At 55.7% G+C, this 15955-nt stretch carries 13 protein-coding genes; 7 read left to right on the top strand and 6 right to left on the bottom strand.

The window, feature by feature from the left end; translation table 11 throughout:
* Both ABWV33_RS22085 and ABWV33_RS22090 read left to right on the top strand, forming a co-directional pair.
* Nucleotides 1-1683 carry a Na/Pi cotransporter family protein gene (locus ABWV33_RS22085; protein WP_113823202.1) on the top strand — a complete coding sequence of 561 codons (1683 nt, stop codon included), beginning with the start codon at nucleotides 1-3 and terminating at the stop codon, nucleotides 1681-1683.
* A 4-nt stretch (nucleotides 1684-1687) separates the two neighbouring features.
* On the top strand, nucleotides 1688-2527 hold the full coding sequence (locus tag ABWV33_RS22090; protein ID WP_353333867.1) for an EamA family transporter: 840 nt from the start codon (nucleotides 1688-1690) through the stop codon (nucleotides 2525-2527).
* 6 nt (nucleotides 2528-2533) lie between these two features.
* Here the strand turns inward: ABWV33_RS22090 and ABWV33_RS22095 are convergent, their stop codons facing one another.
* From ABWV33_RS22095 to ABWV33_RS22120, 6 genes are all read right to left on the bottom strand, one after another.
* The gene (locus ABWV33_RS22095) at nucleotides 2534-3538 is read right to left on the bottom strand and encodes an ABC transporter ATP-binding protein (RefSeq protein ID WP_353333869.1); all 1005 of its coding nucleotides are present in this window, start codon (nucleotides 3536-3538) and stop codon (nucleotides 2534-2536) included.
* Complete coding sequence (locus tag ABWV33_RS22100; RefSeq protein ID WP_353333871.1) at nucleotides 3535-4530, bottom strand: ABC transporter ATP-binding protein; 996 nt, start codon at nucleotides 4528-4530, stop codon at nucleotides 3535-3537. The genes ABWV33_RS22095 and ABWV33_RS22100 overlap by 4 nt, the downstream gene beginning before the upstream one ends.
* Nucleotides 4527-5657: an ABC transporter permease gene (locus ABWV33_RS22105; protein WP_113823206.1), complete on the bottom strand. Its 1131-nt coding sequence runs from the start codon at nucleotides 5655-5657 to the stop codon at nucleotides 4527-4529. Before ABWV33_RS22105 ends, ABWV33_RS22100 begins: the two co-directional genes overlap by 4 nt.
* A gap of 4 nt (nucleotides 5658-5661) precedes the next feature.
* Complete coding sequence (locus tag ABWV33_RS22110) at nucleotides 5662-6666, bottom strand: ABC transporter permease (RefSeq protein ID WP_353333873.1); 1005 nt, start codon at nucleotides 6664-6666, stop codon at nucleotides 5662-5664.
* Between the two features lie 80 nt (nucleotides 6667-6746).
* Nucleotides 6747-8789, bottom strand: coding sequence for an ABC transporter substrate-binding protein (locus ABWV33_RS22115; RefSeq protein WP_113823208.1), 2043 nt, complete (start codon nucleotides 8787-8789; stop codon nucleotides 6747-6749).
* A gap of 69 nt (nucleotides 8790-8858) precedes the next feature.
* Entirely contained in the window at nucleotides 8859-9653 is a 795-nt protein-coding gene (locus ABWV33_RS22120; protein WP_353333875.1) for a DeoR/GlpR family DNA-binding transcription regulator, read from the bottom strand.
* A gap of 194 nt (nucleotides 9654-9847) precedes the next feature.
* Here ABWV33_RS22120 and ABWV33_RS22125 point away from each other — a divergent pair, with 194 nt between their 5' ends.
* The 5 genes from ABWV33_RS22125 to ABWV33_RS22145 all read left to right on the top strand — a co-directional run bounded on the left by ABWV33_RS22125 (nucleotide 9848) and on the right by ABWV33_RS22145 (nucleotide 15846).
* Entirely contained in the window at nucleotides 9848-11221 is a 1374-nt protein-coding gene (locus ABWV33_RS22125) for an FAD-dependent oxidoreductase (protein ID WP_353333877.1), read from the top strand.
* A gap of 78 nt (nucleotides 11222-11299) precedes the next feature.
* Complete coding sequence (locus tag ABWV33_RS22130; protein ID WP_353333879.1) at nucleotides 11300-12634, top strand: NAD(P)/FAD-dependent oxidoreductase; 1335 nt, start codon at nucleotides 11300-11302, stop codon at nucleotides 12632-12634.
* A gap of 299 nt (nucleotides 12635-12933) precedes the next feature.
* On the top strand, nucleotides 12934-13947 hold the full coding sequence (gene dctP, locus ABWV33_RS22135) for a TRAP transporter substrate-binding protein DctP (RefSeq protein ID WP_353333881.1): 1014 nt from the start codon (nucleotides 12934-12936) through the stop codon (nucleotides 13945-13947).
* A gap of 64 nt (nucleotides 13948-14011) precedes the next feature.
* Nucleotides 14012-14557 carry a TRAP transporter small permease gene (locus ABWV33_RS22140; RefSeq protein WP_353333883.1) on the top strand — a complete coding sequence of 182 codons (546 nt, stop codon included), beginning with the start codon at nucleotides 14012-14014 and terminating at the stop codon, nucleotides 14555-14557.
* Nucleotides 14554-15846: a TRAP transporter large permease gene (locus ABWV33_RS22145; protein WP_113823213.1), complete on the top strand. Its 1293-nt coding sequence runs from the start codon at nucleotides 14554-14556 to the stop codon at nucleotides 15844-15846. The genes ABWV33_RS22140 and ABWV33_RS22145 overlap by 4 nt, the downstream gene beginning before the upstream one ends.
* Nucleotides 15847-15955: the final 109 nt, after the last annotated feature.

A 15955-nucleotide genomic window follows, 5' to 3' on the forward strand; every position in this document is an offset into this window, starting at 1 on the left:
ATGGCAATTGTTAGTTTTCTTATCAGCCTAGCCGGTGCAACCATGTTGCTGCTGTTTGCGGTTCGCATGGTGCGCACCGGGATCGAGCGCAGCTATGGCGCCTCGTTCCAGCGGGTTATGACCGGTCAAAGCAACCTGTTGCAATCCAGCCTTGCCGGCTTGGTGATGGCAGTGGTGTTGCAAAGCTCGGCTGCAGTGGCCTTGTTGACCTCGGGGTTTGCCGCCAGTGGCATGTTGGGGTTTGGCGCCGGGCTGGCGATTGTGCTGGGTGGCGATCTGGGGTCTGCTCTGATCATTCAGATCCTGTCTTTCAAGCTGGATTGGTTGGTGCCCCTTTTGCTGGCCGTTGGCGGTTGGCTGTTCGTTAAAACGGAGCAGAAAAAGCTACGCCAGATGGGGCGTATCTTGATGGGGATTGCGTTTATCCTGATATCGCTGCGATTCCTGCGCGAGGCGATGGACCCGATCCGCGACAGTGCCTTTTTGCCTGCGCTCGCGGAATATCTGGCGCGCGATTACATCACAGCGTTTATCGTCGGGGCAGCACTGGCCTTTGTGATGCACAGTTCGGTCGCTGCAATTTTGATGTGTGTGACGCTGGTGCAAATCGGCGCAATCCCATTTGCGGCAGGGCTGTCACTGGTGTTGGGCGCGAATATGGGCAGTGCCTTTATCCCGGTCTGGCTGACGCGGGGGATGGACGTTGCTGCGCGGCGTATTCCTGTTGCCAACCTTGTTTTGCGCGGGACATGGGCTGTTTTCACCTTGTTTGCCGTAAACGCGGCTCTGGGGGCTGGACTTGTTGGTGCGGATTACGGCGGGCAGATGTTGGTCAATGCGCATCTGGCGTTCAACGCGTCGTTGCTGGTTTTGGCCCTGCCGTTCTGTTCAGCGCTACGTGGTCCGTTTGAGCGTCTGTTGCCGGACGTGACCCCTGCGGTGGATGCTGACCAGATGGCACGTCCGACCAGCGTGTTGAATCCACAGGATGTCGGGTCGCCCTCCCAAGCGATTTTCAGCCTAAAGCGCGAACTGCTGCGTATGACCGATCTGGTCGAAGCGATGTTCCGCCCCACGCTCAAGCTGTACAAAACCGGCGAAAAGGATCAGATCCGGGCCGTGCAGGCCGTAGACCACGAGGTTAACGAGTGCCTATCCGGGGTCAGGGCTTTTGTTGCGGCTCTTCCGGTCGAGGAGCTGGGCAAAGAAAACGCGGGAATTGCGCGGGACATGATGGAATATGCCGTCCGTTTGGAAACCGCTGGCGATGTGGTGGCCAAGCGTTTGACAGTTTTAGCCGGGGACCTGCGGCGGACTGGCAAACAGTTCTCGAAAGAGGGTTGGAGCGAATTGCAGGACATGCACGAGACCATTCTGGCTAACCTGCGCTTGGCTTCGAATGTGCTGATCTCGGATGATTTGGAAAGCGCCCGCCTGTTGAACGGTGAAAAGACCGAGGTTAAACGCGCCGAGCGCAACAGCCGAAAGCGTCATTTTCGCCGTCTGCAGGCCGGTCAGGTGCAAAGTTTTGAAACAAGCGATATCCATCTGGAAACCCTGCGGGCGTTTCGGGATTTCAACAGCCATATTGCTTCGGTCGCGACGCCGATCCTTTATCAGAATGGGCAGTTGCTAGAGACCCGCCTGATCGAGGACATGCCCACCCCCGAACCGCAGGACTGACCGTATGTCGCCCTTTGTGATTGCCATAATCCTGTCTGCGGCCGTGTTGCATGCGGTCTGGAACGCCATTGTGAAAACCGCCGTGGACCGGACCACGACGCTGGGTCTGGTGGCTTTTGGTCATGTGTTGCCTGCGACGGTCATGGTGATGCTGTTACCGCTGCCCAACGCCGAAAGCTTTTTCTACATCCTGCTGTCGACGGTGGTGCATTTCGGATATTTCTTCATGCTGGGAAAGGCCTATCAGCACGGCGATCTCAGCGTGGTTTACCCCATCGCGCGCGGCATTGTTCCGGCGTTGGTGTCGCTGTGGGCGCTGATCCTGTTAGGCGAGGTGCTGCCTGCGCAAGCGTGGATCGGGATCGCCGTTATTGCGTTAGGTATTCAGCTTAGCAGTTGGAAAGTGCTGCGCTCTGGCGTCGGTAAGGCTGCACTTGGGTTTGCGGTCGGCACGGGTTTCTGTATCTCGATCTATTCGGTTGTAGACGGGATTGGGGTGCGGTTGTCTGGCAATACGCTGTCTTATTGGGCATGGGGCGCATTCTTGCATATCTTTATCGCGGGCTTCATTGGGCTCCGCAAACGGGCCACACTTGCGGCGCTACCGCTGCGGGTTTGGGCCTTGGGCATCGCGGGCGGCTTGGTGTCGATGACCGCCTATGGTCTGGTGCTTTATGCCAAAAACTTTGCACCGCTTGGGGCAGTTTCAGCCTTGCGCGAAACATCGGTGATCTTTGCCGCATTGATCGGGTTCGTGTTCCTGCGCGAAGGCAACTGGAAACGCCGCCTTGGCGCAGCCGTGCTGATGGCGATGGGCGTGGCGCTGATCGGAACCAGCGCCTGACCCGGTTCAGGCGGTTATGCCTTCCTGGAGCTCTTCCCACCGATGGCAGGACACGGCATGGCCTTCTTCGCAAGTGACCAATGGGGGTTCCTGTTGTTTGCACAGCTCCGTCACATAGGGACAGCGGGTGTGGAATTTGCACCCAGTCGGCTGGTTGGTGGGCGATGGGATTTCCCCGACCAGTTTCTGCGCCGAGCCGCGATCATCCGGATCCAGTGAAGGGATCGCGGAGAACAGCGCCTTGGTATAGGGATGACGCGCGTTCTTGAACAACTGCCGGGTTGGGGCGCTTTCGACTATACGCCCCAGATACATCACCGCCACATGGTCACATGTGTGGGCGACCACTGACAGATCATGACTGATGAACAGAAATGTCAGCCCCATCTCTTGTTGGATGGATTTGAGCAGGTTCAGAATGTCGGCTTGAATGGACACATCCAACGCCGCCACGGATTCATCTGCGACAATGAACTGAGGTCCAGATACCAGCGCGCGTGCGATGGAAATGCGCTGGCGCTGACCGCCGGAAAACGCATGGGGAAAGCGGCGCAGGTGTTCCAGATTCAACCGACATTTGGCCGCAATTTCACGTACGCGGGCATCGGTTTCTTCGCGGTTTGCAGTCAGACCCATCACCTCGAGCGGTTCGGCAATAATGTCGCGGACCGTCATGCGAGGGCTGAGTGCGGCGTAGGGGTCCTGAAAAATCAGTTGCGCGCGTTTGCGATAATCCTTGAGCGCGGCGCCATCGAGATCGGCTAAATCATAGGTGACCTCGCCATCGTCATAGGTGGCGTGCCCGTCCGAGATCGGAACCGCATTCAACAGTGCGCGGCCCAGCGTGGTTTTGCCTGAGCCGGATTCCCCAACAACGCCAAAGAATGACCCTTTGGGGATGTCGATGGAGATTCCATCCACCGCTTTGAGCTGCTGTTTCTTGAACACGCCATCGCCGATGGAAAAGGTGACAGACAGATCCTTGGTCTGGATCAAAAGCGGATCGCTCATGCGCTGGCTCCTTGGTGACAGAGATGGCAGGCGGTACGATGATCGGCGCCGGTATCTGCCCAAGCGGGCAGGTGGGTTTTACAGATATCGCCGATGATCTGCGAACAGCGAGTATGAAACACACAGCCCGAGGGGCGTTCCAGCGGTGACGGAATATCACCGGGAATGGCCCGCAAAGATGCGCCCAGATCGTCAAGTTTCGGCAATGCGTCAATCAAGCCTTGGGTATAGGGATGGCGCGGATTGCGGATCACCTCGCGCACGGGGCCCTGTTCGATCATCCGGCCCAGATACATCACGGCGACTTTGTCGGCGGTTTGAGCCACAACGCCCAGGTCGTGGGTGATAAAGATGATGCCCATTTTGAACTCATCCACCAGATCCTTCATCAGATCGATCACCTGCGCCTGAATGGTCACGTCCAGCGCTGTGGTGGGTTCATCTGCGATCAACAGTTTGGGCTTTGTCGACAGGGCCATGGCGATCATAGCGCGCTGGCGCATCCCGCCGGACATTTCAAAGGCGTATTGATTGAACCGGGTCGAGGCGTCGGAAATACCGACCCGATCCAACATCTCAATCGACAGCTCCTTGGCTTGTCGTTTGTTCATGTTGGAATGGATCAATAGCTGTTCAACCATCTGGCTGCCCACAGTCATAGCGGGGGCAAAGCTGGCCATGGGTTCCTGAAAGATCATGCTGATCGCGCCGCCACGAATGACGGCCATATCGCGTGGGCGTTTCAGGGACATGACATCGACCGGACCACTGTCCAGATGCAGGGTAATCTGGCTGTCGTTGGAATAGTGTCCGTTGCGCGCGTTCAGTTTCATCAACGCTTTGGCGGTGACCGATTTGCCGGAACCGGATTCCCCGACCAACCCCATGACTTCACCTGGTGCGAGGGAGAACGACACGTTGTCGACCGCAGTAATGCGCCCCTCGTCGGTATCAAATTGCAGGGTCAGGTTTCTGACGTCGATTAGGCTCATTTGTTGGCCTCCGAATAGGGGTCAGCCGCGTCACGCAGGCCATCGCCCACAAACACAAATGCCATCACCAGAGCGATGAAGAAAATCACCGGGATGAAATACCATTGATAGTTCAGCAAAACATCCGCCTTGGTTACGTTCTGCAACATCACGCCCAGGCTGTTCACCGGATCCTTGAGGCCCAAACCAATGAATGACAGCGCCGTTTCACTCAGCACCATGTAAGGAAAGGAAATGACCAGATCGACGATGATGTAACTGGTGAAGCTCGGCAACAGGTGGCGTCGGATGACGTGGCTGGGCGAGGCCCCGCACAGCTGCGCAGCCAGCACGTATTCTTGATTGCGTTCGGTCAGCAAATGGGTGCGGACCCGTCGCGCCAAAGTGGGCCAGCCGATCAGGCCTAGGATCATTGAGATGAAAAAGAACCGGGTTTCTGCCGTCCATTCTGGCGGGATAAAGGCCGCGATAGCCATGAACAATGGAATTGCGGGTACGGTACGGATGGCATCTGTGACCATTTGGATCACACTGTCCAGCCAACCGCCATAATACCCGGATATTCCTCCTATCACGAGCGCCAGCACGAAAGAGATCACGACACCCATCGTGCCCACCTGAAGCGAGGTCAGGATCGCGTGCAAAGTCCGGCTAAAGATGTCTTTGCCTGCGCTGTCGGTGCCGAACAAATGGACATATCCATTATCCATGCCAAATAGGTGGACCGAGCTGGGAATAAAGCCAAACAGCTTGTACTTATCACCCTGTACAAAGAACTGCACATAGCGGCGTTCGTCGGTGTTTACCTTTTCCACCCAGCGGAAATTGGTCGCGAGTGACCGCTCGCGGGTCACGGTGTAGAGGAACGGCCGCACTGAGCAGCCATTGTCATCGCAAAATTTCGGGATCTGTGGCGCGCCGTTCAGGTATCCTTTGTCTCGTCCCGCCACAGTGGGGTCATAGGGCGACAGGAAGGGTGCGAAAATCCCCGAAAGGATCAACACCACCAGCACCACGGCGCCGACCATAGCCGCCTTTTGTTTCTTGAAACGTGCCCAGATCAACTGACCCTGCGAGGCGGTGAAATAGGCCTCTTTGGCCTTTTGGTTTTGTGTCGTCACACTCATCGGCCTACCTCAGGATGCTTTTGCGGACACGGGGGTCGATGACCGCCAGCAGGATGTCGGTGAAAAAGTTCAGCGTCACGATGGATGCTGTGAGCAGAAAGATGATCGCGCCGGCCAGTTGTTGGTCATTGGAGCGTGCCAGAGCTTCGAGCAGCAGCGATCCGGCTTCGGTCAAAGTCAGGATCAGAGCCACGATGGGCAATTCGTTAAAGATCCGATTCAAATCGAACCCAAGGCTGTTGACGATTGGCCCCAGCGCGTGCCGCGCCGGATAGCGCCACAACAAGCGGGTGCCATGAATGCCCCGCGCTGCGGCGGCAGTGACGTATAGCTTACCAATCTCATCCGACATTAGGGCCCGCACGGTTTGCAAAGCAAAAGCAGTCGCAGACCAGCCAAGGATAAAGATCGGAAGCCAGGCGTGTTTCAACAGATCGGCCAATTTGGCCCAGGACCACGGCGCGTCTTTGTATTCGGGGGAAAACAGGCCGGTCAAAGTCTCGCCGAAATAGACGGTGGAAACCAACATAATCATAAGCGCTAACAGAAAGTTTGGCATTGCCAGACCAAGGTAGCTGACCAGACGCAGGACGTTGTTCATCGCTGCATTGCGGGACGCGGCCGAGATGATTCCAACAGGGATTGCAATGGCATAGGCCAGTGTCAGGGCACCCAGACAGATAGCGAGGGAAATCCAGAATTTCGCGCCCAGTAGCTGAGCAATATCAACCCGCAGAATACAGCTGCTGCCAAAATCGCCCTGAAACGCGCCGGTCAGCCAACTGACCCAGCGGGTCAGGAATGGGCGGTCCAAGCCCAAGCGAGCGCGCTCAGCGTCGATATCCGCCAGCGTGATCGCAGACCCTTGGGTGTTCTTGTAGGACAGATACCGCTCGGCGCAGTCGCCGGGCACCAGTTCCATCAAGGTGAACACCACCAAGGACACGATCGTCAGTGTGATCAGTGCCATCGCTGCGCGTGTCGCAGCGAACCGTGCAAATTGTAGCATGGCTACCCCCTAGGTCGCTAAGACCGGGCATCCGCTTTTGGAATGCCCGATCTCGTGTTGTTGGGTCCGGTGGACCTGGATTATTCAGTCAGGAACCACTGGGTTGGGCGATAAGGGTAGGTCCGGTAGAACTCATACGACTGCGTCTTGAACTCGACAAAGTTGTTCAGATTGTTCGAGTGATAGATCGGCGCAGGTGCATTCACCGTCCCGATGAACAGCATTTCGCCAGCTACGATTTCGACCATCTTCTGTGCTGCTGCAATCGACGCATCCGTTCCCGGAGCCGAAGACTGATAGGTGTCCAGCTCTGCCTTTAGGCTGCCAACCCATTCAGGGGGCTGTACGCCGTTTGCACCATCTGAGCTGATGAATTCAGCCCACAGCATCCCGGTCCGAACATCAAAGTACCCGTCAAACGGTGGCACCCAGATTTCGCCATCGCCAAGGATAGACCCGGCAGGCTGACCTTTGCCCCACATGGTGATGTCTAGCTGGTTGGCGGATTGTGCCGCGCGGAACTCGTCTGAGGTGACTTCTTTGATCGAGGTTTTGATGCCTACATCAGTCCAGTTTTGGGCGATCAGTTCCACGAACTGGGCCGGGCTGGCCTGTGTCGAGAACTGCCAATCCAGAACCAAAGGCGATCCGTCGGGCATGTCGCGCGCGCCGTCACCGTCTTTGTCCATCAGACCCATTTCATCCAACAGCGCGTTGGCGCGGGCTGGATCGAAACCGGCTTCGTGCTCGGACCATTTTGCGTCGATGAAATCAGGACGCGGCGAGAAACCGATGTACTGGGTGGGTGTGCCCAAACCAAAGGCGGTCACTTCGTTCAGCTCGGCGCGGTTCATCGCGACGGACATCGCAGTACGGAACCGGACATCGCCAAAGATGGCGCGGCGGGCTTCGTCTTCGTGGGTCACGTTGAACGCGATGGTCGGGCTTGCGATGCCGGGCTTAACGTCCAGTGTATAATTGCCCTTTTCCTGACCCTCTAGCAGCACGGGGGCTGATGTCAGGTTCACGGCCTGTGATTTGTAATCCACTTCGCCATTCAACAGCTTCAGAGTGCGGACTTCTTCATCGCCCACATAGGTCTCGTCCATGTCCGAGATATAGGGCAACTGGTTGCCGGCTGTATCCACTTGGAAGAAGTAGGGATTCGCGACATAGTGGCGGCCCTCGGTGGTTTCCTTGACCAAGATATGGCTTTCGAGCGTGGGCATGGTGTCTTTGGGCAGACCTGCCAGTTTGTCACCCGCAGTCAGCATCGGTGATGGTGTGTCCATCCAGTCTGAATTGCCGTAATAGGCTTTGATCAGATCATAGCCACCCTCGTATCCCAGTGCCTTGGCGTTTGCGTCAGCTTGATCGTTCAGGGCCGGGTGAAACTGCTCAAAGAAGTGCTTGGGCTGATAAGGCTGCACGTAGGTGAACGAGAAAGTCTCGATCAGTCCGGGCTTGGGCGCGGCCAACGTGAATTTGACGGTGGTGTCGTCAATGGCTTCAACCTTCATCGGTTCGCCACCAGCCAGCGCATAGCCTTTGGGTTCGGCGATGACATTGGTGTCCATCATCAGGTTGTCGTACCAGAACACCACATCAGCTGCGGTGAAGGGTTCACCATCCGACCATTTGTGGCCTGCGCGCAGCGATACAGTCAGCTCGGTAAAGTCGTCATTCCAAGCCCAGGACTTCGAGACGTTGGGCACAACAGTCTGCAGGTCATCCGAATAGCGGAACAGATTGACGTGACGCACAGAAAGGAAATCCGAGGTGCCGGATTCAGTGGCGTTGGACAGGACATCCAACTGACCGCCATAGGTGCCGGTTGCCGCATAAGGCGCCATTACCAGCGGCTCGGATGGCAAACGGTCCGCGACAGCAGGCAGATCGCCGTTGCCACGAATGCGCGCGTTCAGATCGCCGATGGCGGGGTTTTCGGCAAATGTCATCTCGCAGGATGCGGCGCCTTGGAATTCAGCCAGATCATATTGCTGTGGGAATGCGCCTGCGGCGACACCCATGGCATCTGCGACGGTGACCGCCGGACAGCTTGCGGCTGCGGCCATGCCCGGCAGGGCGATAGCGGCGACGCCGGAAAGAAGAATCTTTTTCATGTTACCTCCAGTTGGATTAAATTGGGGAACGGTTAACCCGCGATTTGCCCCGCTTATTGTTCTTATGTTTCATTTTCTTGACAGTTTATGCGCGATATGAACCTCGACCCCCCAGTCATTCAGGGCCAGTTGTAAGGCCGGATCTGGGGGAGCATCTGTTATCAAGTGGGTGACGTGATCAGGGGTGCAGGCCACAATAGGGGCCCGTCTGTTGAACTTGCGACTGTCCGCGGCGACCAATGCGAGTTGAGACTGTTTAATGATGACGCGGGTCAGCGAAGCCTCGGCCGGGTTCGAGGCCAGAAAGCCCTGATTGGCCGAAATGGCATCCGACCCGAAAATCACCAGATCATAGCTGAACTGGGCGGCGAATTCTTCTGTTGCGCTGCCAAATGTACCCCGTTCCGCAGGTTGAATTTCACCCCCCGCCATGAAGACGCGGTTGTCATTATGATCGGCAAGCGCCGCAACAGAGGTGATCGAATTAGTAACCACAATCAGAGACTTACGATCCCTTAGCTGTTCTGCAACATAGGTTGTCGTTGAACCGACGTTGATGAAAATGGTCATGCCATCGATCACATGATCCAACACCGCGCGCGCAATTTGTGTCTTTTCAACTGCGTTTTGTTCCAGCGCTCCGGAATACATTGGCGTGTCCGCAGAACCGCGCAAATAGGTGCCACCATGCACCCGTTCAACTTTGCCCGCTTGGGCCAGACCTTTGATCAGACGGCGTACGGTTTCCTCTGAAACGTTCATCACCTGAGCGATCTGGGCATTGCGCGCAGAGCCTCCCAGACGCGCCAGAACGTTGAGCAGCTCGTGCCCCCGATGTGGGATTTTATCGGTCTCAGTTTCCATAGCCCAAATGAAACACACAAAACCAATCGAAAAGCCACAGAAATCCATATGAATTTTTTATGACGGCCATTTTCGGGGGATTTTAGGTCTGAAATTGGGGCTTTGACCGGAAAACAGGCATTCCTTCACGCGGGTACTTGCCAAATCCAAACCCTTTGGAGAATGCTGCACCATACAAGATGCTGGGGGGACCTATGGCAAAACGAATTCAAGAACCGGCGCGCGAAATTGACGTCATTCATGAAACCGATGTGTTGGTGATTGGATCGGGCCCCGGTGGGTTGCCCGCCGCGTTGGCCGCGGCACGGGCCGGGGTCGAGGTGACTTTGGTGGAGCGCTTTGGCTGCTTTGGCGGGAACTTGACCGTTGTTGGGGTTGAGGGGATGCATTGGTATCGCCACGAAGAAACAGTGGAATCCAACGGCATCGCGCGTGAGTTCGAAGACAGGGCCAAGGAAATGGGCGCCGCCGTTCCGGAAAGCCAGTCGCTCAGCTATGAGATCGACAGCGAAGGGTTCAAACTGGTGGCCGACAAGATGGTCGCTGATGAACCCAACATTCGCCCCATGCTGCACCGACAGTTCGTCGCGCCAATCATGGAAGGTAATGGTATCATCGGTATCATCACGGAATCCAAAGCCGGGCGCGAAGCGATCCTGGCGAAGCGGGTGATTGATGCAACTGGGGATGCGGATGTTATCGACCGAGCAGGCGCGCCCACTTATAAGACTCCGCTGGAAAAGATGATGGCGGCGTCAGTGATGTTCCATGTTGCGGGCGTGGACAAACAAAAGTTCATGGATGGCATTAAGAACGATCCGCAGACCTACGCCGATTGGGGTGGCGGTGGTGAATGGAATATCGAGACCACTGGCAAAGAAGACGAGATGTTTTCGCCATTTTTGAAAAAGCCCTTTGAGCAGGCGATCAAAGACGGGTTGATCCCGCCACATCTGAACACGATCGCAGGCACATGGGGGGCAGTGCACGACACGGGTGAGCTGACGTATATGAACCTCATCCACATGGATGATTGTGACGGCACCGACCCCGACAGTCTGACCAAATACGAGATCGAAGGCCGCCGTCAGTCGATGCTCGCCATCGAAGCATTGCGCCGCTACACGCCGGGCTGCGAAGGCATTCGCCTGCGCAATTTCGGCATGTCGCTGGGCGTGCGCGATACGCGCAAAGTGGATTGTGAGTACAACATGACCAGCCATGATGTGCGCGAACAGGCCCGATTTGAAGATTCAGTTGGTATTTTCCCGGAATTCATTGATGGGTACGGCATTCTCATCCTGCCCACGACGGGGCGCTATTTCCAAATTCCGTATCGCAACCTGTTGCCCAAAAAGGTCGAAAACCTATTGGTTGCTGGCCGTGCAACCGGTGGGGACCGCGATAGTCATGCCGCAACGCGCAACATGGCGTGCTGCGCGGTCACGGGGCAGGCTGCAGGTATCGCTGCCGCGCTGTCGATCAAACAGCAGAACAAGGCGTTGGCAGACATCGACCCGCTATTGATCCAAACCGAATTGGAACGCCAAGGTGGGCGGCACCGCTAATGAAAGATGGTCGGCGCTGGCTGGGTCGACCCATTTTAAACGGGTTAAGGGTCTAAGCGGATCAAGGGGAGGGGGAACATGAAACGGATCTATGAATCCTTGGCCTATGGCGATCGTCCATTGCAGGATGGGTTTTGGCCAGCAACAGTGTCCAAGGACCGACCCGTCTATGAGACCCTGACAGAGTCGGTGACCTGTGATTTTGCCATTATCGGTGGCGGTTATACCGGGCTGTCTGCGGCGTTGAACCTGGTCGAGGCGGGCGCTGATGTGGTTCTGGTTGATGCCAAGATCCCGGGGTGGGGCGCCTCTGGTCGCAACGGCGGATTGGTCTCTGCCGGGGCTTGCAAGATTGATGATAGCGAGATCATTCGAAAATACGGTGCCGAGGATGCGCAGACCCTGTTTGATGGGGATCGGGCCTCGGTCGAGTTGGTTGAAGAGTACCTTGAGACCTACGGATTGAACGTGGATCGCCATTCGCGCGGGTATACGTTTGTTGCGCATTCTGCTTCGGCGATTGCCGGGATCAAAGACTACGGGGCGTCTTACACATCGCGTTATGGGCTTCCGTATGAGTTTATTGCCAAAGAGGAGATGGCTGCGCAGGGCCTGAACAGCCCGGATTTCCATGCGGCGGTAAATCTGCCGATTGGGTTTGCCTTGAACCCGATGAAGTTTGTGCTGGGATTGACCCGTGCGGCAAAGGCCGCTGGCGTTCGGATGTACTCGAACACCCCTGTGACCAAAGTTTCAGCCGACGGTGGATTTATCCTGACCACTCCACATGGGCAGGTTCGGGCTAAAAAGCTATTGATTGCCACCAACGGGTATTCCAGCGATGATCTGCCCCCGGCTTTGGCAGGACGATATCTGCCAGTGCAGTCCAATATCCTCGTGTCCCGGCCTCTGACGGATGATGAAATTCAGGCGCAGGGATGGTGGAGCGATCAGATGATCGTCGATTCCCGCACCTTGCTGCATTATTTCAGATTGCTGCCGGACCGGCGTATGCTGTTGGGGCTGCGTGGTTCCGTGCGTGTTACCGAGGACAATATTGCTCGGACACGCGCCATTGCACGGGCAGATTTCGACCGGATGTTCCCGGCTTGGCAGCACGTGGAAACTCCGTTTTTCTGGTCGGGTTTGATTTGCATGACCCGCAATCTGGTCCCATTTGCCGGGGCTCTGCCCGGAACTGAGGGCGCGTTTGCGGCATTGGGATACCATGGTGGCGGGGTCTCGATGGCGAATTACGCCGGGGCTCTAATTGCTGATTTGGCCCTTGGGCGCACGAAGCGACCACACGCCAAGCTGTTGCAAATGCCACTGCGGCGGTTTGAACTGGGCCGGTGGCGTCGCGCGTCATTGCCTCCGGCATTTGCGTGGTATCGGTTCAAAGACCAGCTGTGAAAGCGGTCGAATAAGTTTCAAATACCTGATTTTACTTCATGAATCAAAAGAACAGTTCCAGGCACCTGGCGCTGCTCGTTTGGTTTTGGTGCGCAATGTGTCAATACATAATTTATCAAATGTAACAAAAGTATAAAATAAGATTGCAAATGTAATATTTATTGCCGTAACGTGTCGCCAACCTGCTGCTGGTCGGGGCCTTGAATAGGGCGTGTTTGGCACTGGGGCGCAGTTTTGAGGTGCATCACGGGATGTGCATTTGCTCCTGCTAACAGGAGCAATGAGCGAGGGAGGACAACATGCTCAATTCACGGAAATTCGGTAAGACTCTGGGCCGTATCGGTCTGGCGGGCGTTATGGCATTGTCAGTTGCGACGTTTGCCTCGGCGGCGGACATGCGGTTGAAATTTGCTGGGACATTCCCGGTGGATCACCCCGGCACCAAAATGATGGAGCAGATCAAAGCAGACATCGAAGCCGCGGATGTGGGCCTGAAAATGTCGCTGTTTCCAGCCAACCAGCTGGGTTCGGGTGAGGCGCTGATGGAAGACACTATTCGCGGTAACATCGATTTCACCGCGGCCTTTGTCTATTCCCACAAAGACCCGCGTCTTGAGTTCCTGTCGATGCCGTTCCTCGTCAACAATTTTGACGAAATGGATAGCGTCATGCGCAACATGGACAGCGCATTCAACCAGATCCTGCAAGAGCGCCTAAACGGTTTGGGCCTGCGTCTACTCGCCAACAACCCCGAAGGGTTCACCGGAATCGTTGCTAACAAGAAGCCCGACAATTGGGCCGAACGTGGCCCCAAAAACATGAATATCCGGGTCTGGTCATCTCCCGTTGTCAAAAACATGGTCGAAGGTCTGGGGTTTCAAGCAACAACAATGGCTTGGGGTGACATCTTTCCCGCGCTGCAATCGGGTATCGTAGACGGCGCGATTTGTTGCACCAAATCCGCCACATACTCGATCTTTGCGCAGTCTGATGTGGGCAAATACTATGTTCAATACAACTCGGTTTCCGAGCTGACTTCGTATTACGCATCCGAAAAGACATGGGCCAAACTGGACGAAGCGCAAAAGGATGTTGTGCAGGCCGCGTTCACCAAAGCATCGGATGACTTCTTTGCCTACAACCGCGCCAATGACGCGGAATTCGGCAAGAAACTTGAGGAAAAAGGATACGAAATCCTTGCTCTGAATGCTGACCAACAGGCAGCAATGGCCGCTTGGGTGCGTGAAAACATCTGGCCAACCATGGTTGATACGATTGGTCAGGACACACTGGACCGTCTGACAGCAAACTAAGATTTGGGTGGTCGGCGATGCTACTTCGCCGACCACCCCAGAAATTCCAAACGGGGGGAAACGCATGAGTGAAATAACTGACAGACTGCCAAGGGCGGCTGCTGTGCCCCTGCGTGGGATTTTGAAGCTTATGAGGATCTTCGTCGCCTTTGGCGGATTGCTGATGGCGTTGACTTTTATGGCCGTTGTGATCATTCGCTATGGCTTTGCAGGGAATTTGTTCGCCTACGAAGAGTGGTTGTTGGCCATCAGCTTCTGGACCTTCTTTTTGGGCGCTGCTTTGGCGGCCGAACGTAAAAGCCATGTGAATGCGGATATTCTGGGCGTGATTTTGAAGAACCCCAAATTGATCTGGTGGCGGGGTTTGATCGTGTATTTGATCGAATTGGTGGTCGGAGCCTACATTGTCTACTGGTGCTATCTAGCCGTGGAATCCGAAATCCTTGCCTACCCTTTGTGGGAGCGCACTACAGCGCTGCAAATTCCGGCGGTATTCCCGCGCGTGGCCATCCTGACCGGGTTTGCATTCATGAACCTGTTCACTGCGATTTACCTGACCCTCCACATCATTGATGGCCCACAACCTAGCTCATCGGAGTCTGACGCATGATCATCTTTGGAAGCATCGCGATCATTTGTGGCCTGCTGTTGGCCGGCGTTAGCGTTTATATCGCGTTTGGCGCAGTTCTGCTGTTTTTGGCTTATACCGGGGGATACGATATCACCGGATATCTGCCCGCCGGATACTGGAAAATGAACACACTGGTGTTGCTGGCGATCCCGTTGTTCATGATTGCAGGGGCGATCATGGAAAAGGGCAAGATCGCTGCGCCGCTGGTTGCGCTGGCCGAATTGTTCATTGGTCATATAAAAGGGGGCATGACTGCAGCGGCAGTTATCGCCAGCGGCATCTTTGGCTCAATCTCGGGCAGTGCAAACGCCACGCTAACCTGCATTGGCGGCATCATGATGCCCCATCTGCGTAAGGCGAATTACCCCGAAGGTTTGTCCGCGGCTCTGATTGTCAGCGCCAGTCCGTTGGGCCTGTTGATCCCGCCCAGTTCATCCCACATCCTATATGCCTGGGTGGCGCAGCAATCGGTGCTCAAGGCGTTTTTGTCGACAGTGATCCCGGGCATTATCCTGATCGTACTGTTGATCGTGACCACCCAAGTAGCTTTACGTAAATACAAAGACATCAAAGTCACCGACCGCCCCGCTGATTTCGTGCCCCAGTTCAAACTGCAATCACGTCAGGCGATGCCCGCGTTGATCATGCCGCTGATCATTCTGGGGGGTATCTATGGCGGCATCATGACCCCAACCGAAGCCGCCGGCGTGGCGGTGGTGTATTCGATCCCAATCGCGATCTATGTCTATCGCGGGCTGACCTGGCGTGGCTTGATGGAAACCCTGACAGGGGCAGGTATCACCATCGGGATAGTCATGACGATGATCTTCATGGTGCTGATTGTCAGCCGCTTTCTGATTTTTGAGGACATCCCCACAATAGCGCGGGAAATGGTGTTCTCCGTCTCTGAAAACCCGATTGTGATCTTGTTGATGGTTAATCTGGTGATGATCCTGATTGGGATGCTAATGGACGATATCTCAGGCCTGTTGCTGTCAACACCGCTGTTGCTGCCAATTGTTCAAAGCATCGGGGTTGATCCAATCCATTTTGCGGCGATCCTAGGCGTCAATCTGGGTATGGCAAATGTGACCCCACCCACTGCACCATTGTTGTATCTTGGCGCGCAGGTCACGGAAACGCCCGTCAGTAAGATGCTTGGCCCTACCTTGTTGTTCATCTTTTTCGCATGGTTACCGACGCTGGCGCTGACCACTTTTGTTCCGCAGCTGTCGCTATGGTTGCCCGACTTACTGCTCAGCCGATAGGTGCAAGCAGAGCTTTCGGGCGGTGGTTCTTTCTCCCCCCGCTGCCCGAAAGCCCCAAAGGGCAGGAATATTGCAAATGCAATACTTCGTGCGTTGTTGTGAAACAAAT

Source organism: Phaeobacter sp. NW0010-22 (genome assembly GCF_040365955.1).
Lineage (GTDB): Bacteria > Pseudomonadota > Alphaproteobacteria > Rhodobacterales > Rhodobacteraceae > OMPR01.

What these genes read in the sequence shown, in the direction of transcription:
- ABWV33_RS22085 (WP_113823202.1), top strand. Translation starts at nt 1, where the DNA reads ATGGCAATTGTTAGTTTTCTTATCAGCCTAGCCGGTGCAACCATGTTG.
- ABWV33_RS22090 (WP_353333867.1), top strand. Translation starts at nt 1,688, where the DNA reads ATGTCGCCCTTTGTGATTGCCATAATCCTGTCTGCGGCCGTGTTGCAT.
- ABWV33_RS22095 (WP_353333869.1), bottom strand. Translation starts at nt 3,538, where the DNA reads ATGAGCGATCCGCTTTTGATCCAGACCAAGGATCTGTCTGTCACCTTT.
- ABWV33_RS22100 (WP_353333871.1), bottom strand. Translation starts at nt 4,530, where the DNA reads ATGAGCCTAATCGACGTCAGAAACCTGACCCTGCAATTTGATACCGAC.
- ABWV33_RS22105 (WP_113823206.1), bottom strand. Translation starts at nt 5,657, where the DNA reads ATGAGTGTGACGACACAAAACCAAAAGGCCAAAGAGGCCTATTTCACC.
- ABWV33_RS22110 (WP_353333873.1), bottom strand. Translation starts at nt 6,666, where the DNA reads ATGCTACAATTTGCACGGTTCGCTGCGACACGCGCAGCGATGGCACTG.
- ABWV33_RS22115 (WP_113823208.1), bottom strand. Translation starts at nt 8,789, where the DNA reads ATGAAAAAGATTCTTCTTTCCGGCGTCGCCGCTATCGCCCTGCCGGGC.
- ABWV33_RS22120 (WP_353333875.1), bottom strand. Translation starts at nt 9,653, where the DNA reads ATGGAAACTGAGACCGATAAAATCCCACATCGGGGGCACGAGCTGCTC.
- ABWV33_RS22125 (WP_353333877.1), top strand. Translation starts at nt 9,848, where the DNA reads ATGGCAAAACGAATTCAAGAACCGGCGCGCGAAATTGACGTCATTCAT.
- ABWV33_RS22130 (WP_353333879.1), top strand. Translation starts at nt 11,300, where the DNA reads ATGAAACGGATCTATGAATCCTTGGCCTATGGCGATCGTCCATTGCAG.
- dctP (WP_353333881.1), top strand. Translation starts at nt 12,934, where the DNA reads ATGCTCAATTCACGGAAATTCGGTAAGACTCTGGGCCGTATCGGTCTG.
- ABWV33_RS22140 (WP_353333883.1), top strand. Translation starts at nt 14,012, where the DNA reads ATGAGTGAAATAACTGACAGACTGCCAAGGGCGGCTGCTGTGCCCCTG.
- ABWV33_RS22145 (WP_113823213.1), top strand. Translation starts at nt 14,554, where the DNA reads ATGATCATCTTTGGAAGCATCGCGATCATTTGTGGCCTGCTGTTGGCC.